Genomic DNA, 8,547 nt, shown 5'->3' with positions numbered 1-8,547 from the left:
TTGATCCGTAAAAGCCTCAATTTCTTTTTGCTGCGAGGTATAGGTTTGTTCTGCTTTATCCATCAGGTTCATCGCATCTACTTTTAAACTGGTAGATTCCTTATAAACATATTGGTCATAGGGTGCCGTGGCTACGCAGCTGCTTAGCAGCAGGGTGTAGCAGGCAATAGCGATCACTGTCCACCAACGGCGGAAAAAACGCTGCATTGGTAGGTATTGGATATCAGATGCCATATAGGAATTGACTTTTTATATAATCAACAACAGCCACCATGCTATTGGTTTCCTGGTATACTTTCATTTGACGGTCGGCTCCGGTTCCTGTTTCGAGCAGGTTTGGTACCAGGTTTAATATATGCCGGCTTCCCAGTTGATCTACCACATCGTCCACAAAATCGAGCAGTTCATAAATTAATACCCGGGTATTTACTTCCTCTTCCTTTCCGAAATCAATCAGGCGTCCGTCGATTCCATAGCGGCTGGCTCTCCATTTATTTTCGTTGATCAGGGCTCTTGAATACTGAATAAAGTTGAGGTTATTACTCCTGAGTTTATAGATTTTGGCACAAATGGCCTGGAATAAGGCTGCAATAATGATGGTTTCATGCGTGGTCATCGGCACATCGCAGATACGGAATTCTACGGTATTAAAGAAGGGGTGTACCCGCAGATCCCACCAGATTTTTTTGGCATTGTCGATGCAATTGGTTTTAACCAGCATTTTGACATAATGGTCATAATCTTCGATGGTGTCAAAATATTCCGGAATACCTGTTCGGGGAAATTTGTCAAAAACTTTTGTACGGAATGATTTGTAGCCGGTAAGCCTTCCTTCCCAGAAAGGAGAATTGGTACTGAGTGCATAAATATGGGGCAGGAAATAGCGGGTGCTATTGGCTATATGGTTAGCCATCTCGCGGCTTTCCATTCCTACGTGCACGTGCAGGCCAAAAATAAGGTTGCTTCGAGCGGCTTCCTGCAGTTCGTTCACAATTTCACTGTAGCGGACATGGTCGGTGATCAGTTGGCTTTCCCAATGGCTAAAGGGATGGGTGCCCGCAGCTCCCATGGCAAAACCCAGATCGCCGGCTACATGCGAAATAGTATTTCGTAATGTGGCAACATCTTTAAGTGCTTCATCAATATCCTTACAGATATCGGTGCCAACTTCCACCACGGCCTGGTGCATCTCGGCCTTTACTTTATCCTTGATGATTTTTTGCCCTTCTAGTACAATTTTTTGTTCATGGCTTTTAAGTTCCCGCGATTGCGGATCGATGACCATGTATTCTTCTTCAATACCCAGGGTAAATTGCTGGTAGTTGATCATGACGGAAGGTAGAAATTATAGGTAAACAATTTTTTGAGGAGCATGAACTGCCTGTTGTAACAGTTGTCGAATGCTACCTGTTTGCTTTATACAACTTTTTGTGTGCGAAAAATATATCTAGAGGCCGGCTGTAAGGGCTGTTTTGCCGGCACTTCTTTTGATGTATTCGCCCCAGGTCAGGTTGTCTTTTCCCGGCTGGTAAGCCATCGCTTTTTCAATGGCATAGTTAGCGGCAGTTTCAACCACCCAGGCAAAATTATCTTCTCCCACACTTTTAATTTCTGCATCCGGGGCGGGGTTACAAAAATCAATAGCATAGGGGATGCCATCCCGTACAGCCAGTTCAACGGTGTTGAAATCATATCCCAGGAAATGATTGATGCGTAAGACAATTTCTTCCATTTGTTTTAATCGCTCTGGACTAGCTGTAAACCCTGCCTGGTACCGCAGGTGATGCGGGTTGCGGGGTTCATACGGCATAATCCGTACATGTTTTCCGCCGATGCAATAACAGCGGTAGTATTCTTCAAATATGATTTCTTCCTGTAGCAGCATCACCAATTCTCCGGTTTCGGCGTGTTTATCGAAGAAATCCTCCATGCTTACCAGGCGGTATACATTTTTCCAGCCACCACCTGCAAAAGGTTTCATATAGGCCGGGAAACCTACATAATTAAAAATTCCTTCCCAGTCGAGCGGGTAGGCAAGGTTGCTGAAAGACTGGTCGGAGGTATCTGCCGGAAGATCGCGCGAGGGCAGTATTACGGTCTTTGGCACGGGTACACCGATTTTAGTAGCCAGGCAGTTGTTGAAGAATTTCTCATCGGCGCTCCACCAGAAAGGATTGTTGATAACGGCGGTGCCGCAAAGTGCTGCGTTTTTTAGAAAAGCCCGGTAAAAGGGAACATCCTGCGAAATCCGATCAATAAGTACGGCATACTCGGTTGGCTCGCCCTGCATAACTTTATCAATCCGGACGGGCTCCGCTACAATGCCTTCAATATTTTTGCTGTTTACACGATCTATAAATGCCATGGGAAAACTCCGCTCCTGGCCAAACAAAATGCCTATTTTCTTCATGTGGAATGGTATTGGTGAATGGGATTGATCTGCCTTGAATATACTATTATTTAATCAAGTATGAATGGCCTGCCTGGCTTTTTTGGATAGCTTTTTTTTCGCCAAATTCCTGTATTTTCAACGCCCTGTATTATTTTATTGTGAACAGCTATGCGTGCATTGATGCCCCTGGAGAAAACAACCGATACGATTATTGTAAAATCTATTCAGCTTGATTCTGCTTTTTTACAGCGAGCAGTACAAGTGGATATTTATTTGCCTGATTTTCTGAACAAAAATGAACAGCCTGCCTTGCTGTTGTTAAACGACGGACAGGATATGGCCACCATGGGGTGGACCGGAATATTTGCTGATTTTTTGCAGGGTTCGGGACAGCTGCCACTGATAGCGGTGGCTATACATGCCGGACCAGAACGTAAAATGGAATATGGCACAGCAGCTATCCCTGACTATATGGGTCGGGGGGCTAAAGCGGGAGACTATACCAAATTTTTCTTCGAGGAGCTATTGCCTGTTGTGCGGCAGGAATCGGGGTATCCCGAATTCCGGGAAAAAGTCTTGGGAGGATTTAGCCTGGGTGGACTATCCGCCCTGGATATCGTTTGGGCACATCCGCATGAATTTACCCGGGTGGGAGTTTTTTCTGCTTCGCTCTGGTGGCGGATAATAGATCAGACAGATCCCGAATACGATGATGATAAACACCGGATCATGCACGACCTGGTCCGCAAAGGGGCCTATGCTCCCTGGTTAAAATTCTTTTTCTGTACAGGTACATTAGATGAGACCAATGACAGGAATGGGAATGGGATCATAGATTCTATTGATGATACCCTGGGGTTGATGGCAGAGCTGGAACGAAAAGGCTATCATCGGGAAAAGGATATGTATTACCTGGAGCTGGCAGACGGCAGGCATGATGTGGCTACCTGGGGGCGCGCGATGCCGGTATTCCTGGAATGGGCTTTTGGCCGGAAATGATTGCATGGATCGCTTTCGCTGTGGTATAAAAAAAGAGGCTGTCTCTGCAGGGAGACAGCCTCTTTTTATGGTTGTTGATGTTATCAGAAGTTCAGGCGGAAGCCTAATTGGCTTACCCATCTTGCACTGTAATTAGGTACAGTACTGGTACTAACTGAATATGGTTTAACATTTGCGTTATTAGGATTGAAACGGTATTGCGGAACCATAGCATTGGTATAGCCAGCAAAATTGAGCGCATTGTACTGGTCAAAGCTTGCAAAATAGGTTCTGCCCCATTCTCTGTTCAGCATGTTGGTAAAATTGAAGATATCGTAACTCACTTGTAAAGAGTATACTTTACCTCCGATTTTTACATTAAAGTCCTGTGCAATTTTTAAGTCAAGTATATGCGTAAAGGGAAGACGATCTCCATTTCTTTCAGCGAAAGAGCCTCTTCTGCTTTTCAGGTAGGAATTGTTCTCGATGAATTGTTCAAAAGCGGCCCGTTGCTGATCAGGTGTATAGGTAACATTTGAGATTGTATTGTTCAGGAATGTCATCGTTTGAACCTGTGCAGAAGTGGGTACATATATCAGGTCATTGAAGTTGCTGGCACCATCTCTGATAACCGCACCATTATAGGTATAACTAAGTGGGTTTCCAGATTGACCATTATAAACCAATGATAAAGTAGTAGCCATTTTATTTCTGGCGTAGCTGAATTTTTTCGCAACAAATGCGAAGATTCTGTGACCCTGGCTAAAATCAGATACTGAACGCGTAAGAGCATTGCGGCTGTTTACAGCTTCCATGTTTGCCCATTGGCTCAGGTTTACTGAACTGGTTGCTTCATGCAGGGTAACCGATTCTCCGTAGGTATAGTTTGCATTGAAACTAAATCCTCTCTGGAAACGTTTTTCAAGCGCAAATGTAAAATTGTAACTAAACCCTTTATCTCCATTGTTGTTGGAAAGGATCAGCACATTGTCATAGGGGTTGCTCCCCGTGGGAAATGCAATTTTAGCGGGATTTTGATATACCTGGCGTTTATCCGGACCAGCTGAAACAAGGTTTGGTTGAACAATATTAGCGTTTGTATAGAAGGTTTCATTAATGCCTTTCGTATAAATACCCTCAATTGTGAATTTCCACCCATTACCAAAGGTTTTGTCAACGGCTAAAGATGTTCTTAAAACTTTTGGTGCGCGGAATTTTGCTGAAATCAAATCAATATTACCTTTTGACACACCGAAGCCAAGGTCTTCCGGACGGTATTGGTCAAATGGATCAGGACGGAATGTGATTTGCGATAAGGCAGCAGTATTCTGAGAGGAGCTTGCTGTAAATCTTGCCTGGCTAATACCAGTATTATTATAAATACCTCCAGGCCAAACCAATGGAATACGGCCGGTGAACATACCTACACCTCCACGAATTACGATGTTTTCATCGTCTATTTTGTAAGTGAATCCAATACGGGGAGAGATAGAAACCGGCATTTTTGGTTTTTGTCCGGATCTGGCACCTTTGAAGTCATGGAATTGAGAAAAAATCGGAAGGGCTGTTTCGTTAAAATAAGTGTCTTCCGGCGGGTTGGTCAAAAACAGATTATAATCAGCGCGAACACCCAGATTAAGCGTAAATGCTTCGTTTACCTTGATTTCATCATTGATGAAGAGACCAAGACGGGCTGTTTTAAAATTGGCTGCAGCTGCCGTATTATCGGTCAGATCGTTGTCTATGGTTGGGTAGCCGATGATGTATTGACGGGGATTGCCGTTTGCGAGGAAAGTGGCGAGATCAGCGTACTCATAGTTTCCATAAGTGTTTTGCAGAAACACGTTGAACGCTTTGTTTAATTCATTGTCTGTACCAATGGTTAAAGTATGTTTTCCACGATTCACTTTGAAGGCATCAAACAAACTGATGGTAGACTGTTCTAGCTTGTTTTGCGTGGAACTGTTTTCAGATCCAAATACAAAGCGGCCAGCTCCATCAAGAATTGTGACCCTTGGAAATGGATCTCCTAAAGGTTTTCTGTCGTCCAGAACGTCTGTATAGGTAATGAGTAACTTATTACTCATGCCTCTTCTCAAATTGCTGTTTAACTCAGCGGAAAAGGAATTGGTCTTTGTTGGAAACAGGTACCCGTTATTATAGAAGTTGATCGCGGTATTACTACTTGAAGAGGTATTATACCGTTCGCCTTTATTTAAACGATAGCTGAAGGAGAATTTATGCCGTGGGTTAATGTTCCAGTCTAATTTGGCTGTTATTCTGTCAACATTTACTTTTTCCGGGTTATCATTGAAGCCACCGGTTTCATATCCATATTCACTTAAGATGGTAGATCTGAGATTATTGATAACGGTAATATCCTGGGTGTTTCCTGTATAATTTTCGAAGTCAAAGGGTTGCGGACGTTCATCCCGCTGAACTTCACCATTAATAAAGAAAAACAGTTTATTTTTTATAATTGGTCCCCCAACTCTGAAACCAATGGTCTGATTTTTAAAATCAGCTAATTTTGTTGCATTAGCTTTATCACCGGTGGGAGTTTTACCTGTAAGGTCCTGATTGCGGAAGAAATAATAGACAGACCCTTGAAATTGATTTGTACCTGAACGTGTAATGGCATTTATTCCGCCACCTGTAAAGTTGCCGAGGGATGCATCGTATGGCGAAACTACTACCTGGAACTGGTCAATAGCGTCAATAGAAATGGGCGCAATTCCTGCCTGTCCGCCATTTGTGCCTGAAGCTGCCAGACCAAATACATCATTATTAACGGCACCGTCAATATAAAAGGAATTAAAACGGTTGTTTTGACCTGCGATAGTAATTCCTCCATCTGCAGCAGTCAGTTTTGCCTGTGGAATAGCTCTTAAATAGTCGCTGATATTCCGGCCAACAGTAGGCAGGTTAGCCATTTGATCACGGCCAATAACTGTTTCAGCACCGCCTTTTCCGCCAGCAGCTGTTTGCTTTCTTACTGAACTTACAACTACAGCAACTAATTCGTCTGCTTTATCGGTAAGATTAATGTCGGCTCGGAATGTTTCACCAAGTGTCAGGTAGATGTCTTCCTTTTTGGTTGTTTGGAAGTTAATGAAACTAGCTTCAATTGTGTAAGGGCCACCAGGATTCATGTTCTGGATATCAAAACGACCCCCAATCCGAGTGGTGCTGGTATAAACCGATCCCGTGGGTACGTGGGTGGCTTTTATGGTTGCGCCGACCAAGGGTTCTCCGGTAGAGGTTTTAACAAAACCGCTCATGCCACTGGTAGTTACCTGAGCAGTTGTGCTGACTGTAACTGCCAGGAATAGGCAGACCAGTCCTACAATTCTCTTCAAAAGCATAATGTGTGTGTTTTACAATTTGCTGCAAAGAAACTGAATAATTTCTTTATGTTATTAGGATAGTGTTAACAAATTGTAACCTCCCGGTTTACCCCGGGGAGGCGGGTGGGGAGCGACTTGGAAGGTGTCAGATACCTGTCTAACAGGTATCTGACACCTATTCTAACACCTGTCTGACGTCTTTACCGTAGCTTTGCAAAAATTTGGAGTATGCTGGATAGTATCGAAACTGCCATCGAAGATTTTAGGGAAGGAAAGATGCTGATTGTGGTAGATGATGAAGACCGCGAAAATGAAGGCGATTTTGTAATCGCCGCCCGCCACGTGACCCCCGAAATCATCAATTTTATGAGCAAGGAAGGAAGAGGACTTATCTGCGCCCCGCTCGTAGAAGACCGCTGCGATGAACTAAAGCTCGATATGATGGTGTCCAGTAATACCGCCCTGCACGAAACCGCATTCACCGTTTCTGTCGACCTGCTCGGCCATGGTTGCACTACGGGAATTTCTGCACAAGATCGCGCTAAAACCATCCTGGCACTTATCAATCCGGATACCCGCCCCGAAGAATTAGGGCGCCCCGGCCATATCTTCCCCTTAAAAGCTAAAAAAGGCGGCGTGCTGCGCCGCGCCGGACATACAGAAGCTACTATCGACCTGGCCCGCCTTGCCGGTTGCGAACCCGCTGGCGTACTCGTCGAAATCCTCAACGAAGACGGCACCATGGCCCGACTGCCGCAACTCGTCGAAATCTCCAAGAAATTCGGTATCAAAATCATTTCCATCAAAGACCTGATCGAATACCGGCTCCGCCGCGATACCCTAATCGAAGAAGTGGTTCGGGTGGATATGCCTACCCAATACGGGCATTTTACCATGATCGCCTTCCGCGAAAAACATACCCTCAATGAACATATGGCCCTTATCAAGGGAAGCTGGGAAAAAGACGAACCCGTGCTCGTACGCGTTCACTCCAGCTGTTTCACCGGCGATATCCTCGGTTCTCTCCGTTGTGATTGCGGTGAACAGCTCCATAAAGCATTACAACTCGTTGAAGCGGAAGGTAAAGGAGTTGTGCTTTACATGAACCAGGAGGGTAGGGGAATCGGACTTATGAATAAACTCCGGGCCTATAAACTGCAGGAAGAAGGCATGGATACCGTCGAAGCCAACCTGCACCTCGGCTTTCCCATGGATAAACGGGATTATGGAGTAGGCGCACAAATTCTACGGCACCTCAACATATCTAAATTGAAACTTATCAGTAATAATCCGAAGAAAAGAGCCGGACTGGTAGGATATGGAATTGAAATTGTGGATACCGTGCCGATCCGTATTAACCCCAATCCGCACAACGAAAAATACCTGCAAACCAAAAGAGATAAACTGGGGCATACCATCCTGGGGGCAGAAGACAATGAAAAATAGACCTCGGGTAGCCGGGTTGCCGCCCTGCCTGACCCTGCCTGATTATTTTTCCCCTTTCTTCTTCTTACGCCGGAACAGGTCCCAGATACGATCAAATTCTTTCCTGTAAGAAATGCCGACACCAGATCGCTGCAAGGCACTCTGGTACGCATAACTCCAGTTGTTCCGGTAAAAGAAGGTAATCCGGAATTTCCCGTCCGGGGTCAGTTTGTATTCGGCAGATACATCGGGAAGAAACTGAAACGTGGCCGCCTGCCGGGAATTGATCCCAAAGTCAATGGCGCTTCCGACCATAAATGTAAGCCGCTCATTCAGGTAACTCTTCGCCAGGCTCAGGTTAATATTGGTGCGATCCGGTAACAATATCTGCGCATTTGATTGCCC

Annotated in this window: 6 protein-coding genes and 1 pseudogene; 2 read left to right on the top strand and 5 right to left on the bottom strand. The window is 44.9% G+C overall.

Translation table 11 applies throughout. From position 1 onward, the window contains the following. The 3 genes and pseudogenes from A1D16_RS15475 to A1D16_RS15465 all read right to left on the bottom strand — a co-directional run. Positions 1-207, bottom strand: a pseudogene (locus A1D16_RS15475) (hypothetical protein); the annotation flags it as partial. Between the two features lie 16 nt (positions 208-223). Continuing rightward, on the bottom strand, positions 224-1,330 hold the full coding sequence (locus A1D16_RS15470; protein WP_290711107.1) for a carboxylate-amine ligase: 1,107 nt from the start codon (positions 1,328-1,330) through the stop codon (positions 224-226). Between the two features lie 117 nt (positions 1,331-1,447). Then, a complete protein-coding gene (locus A1D16_RS15465; RefSeq protein ID WP_290711105.1) occupies positions 1,448-2,410 on the bottom strand; it encodes a hypothetical protein in 963 nt (320 codons plus the stop codon). A 150-nt stretch (positions 2,411-2,560) separates the two neighbouring features. On the opposite strand from A1D16_RS15465, the gene A1D16_RS15460 reads away from it, so the two are divergent. After that, the gene (locus A1D16_RS15460) at positions 2,561-3,391 is read left to right on the top strand and encodes an alpha/beta hydrolase-fold protein (RefSeq protein ID WP_290711103.1); all 831 of its coding nucleotides are present in this window, start codon (positions 2,561-2,563) and stop codon (positions 3,389-3,391) included. Positions 3,392-3,474: 83 nt separating this feature from the next. On the opposite strand, the gene A1D16_RS15455 is transcribed toward A1D16_RS15460, so the two are convergent. Next, positions 3,475-6,735 (bottom strand): TonB-dependent receptor, encoded by a 3,261-nt coding sequence (locus A1D16_RS15455; protein WP_290711101.1) that lies wholly within the window; start codon positions 6,733-6,735, stop codon positions 3,475-3,477. Positions 6,736-6,945: 210 nt separating this feature from the next. Here A1D16_RS15455 and A1D16_RS15450 point away from each other — a divergent pair, with 210 nt between their 5' ends. Beyond that, the gene (locus tag A1D16_RS15450; protein ID WP_290711099.1) at positions 6,946-8,163 is read left to right on the top strand and encodes a bifunctional 3,4-dihydroxy-2-butanone-4-phosphate synthase/GTP cyclohydrolase II; all 1,218 of its coding nucleotides are present in this window, start codon (positions 6,946-6,948) and stop codon (positions 8,161-8,163) included. A 42-nt stretch (positions 8,164-8,205) separates the two neighbouring features. On the opposite strand, the gene A1D16_RS15445 is transcribed toward A1D16_RS15450, so the two are convergent. Further along, on the bottom strand, positions 8,206-8,547 hold a 342-nt coding region (locus A1D16_RS15445; RefSeq protein ID WP_290711097.1), incomplete at its 5' end, for a translocation/assembly module TamB domain-containing protein.

Origin of the sequence: Flavihumibacter sp. CACIAM 22H1 (assembly GCF_001601815.1) — a bacterium.
Taxonomy (GTDB): Bacteria; Bacteroidota; Bacteroidia; order Chitinophagales; family Chitinophagaceae; genus Flavihumibacter.
Note: the sequence above shows the minus strand (reverse complement) of the source record. Positions and strands in the feature narration are given on the sequence as shown.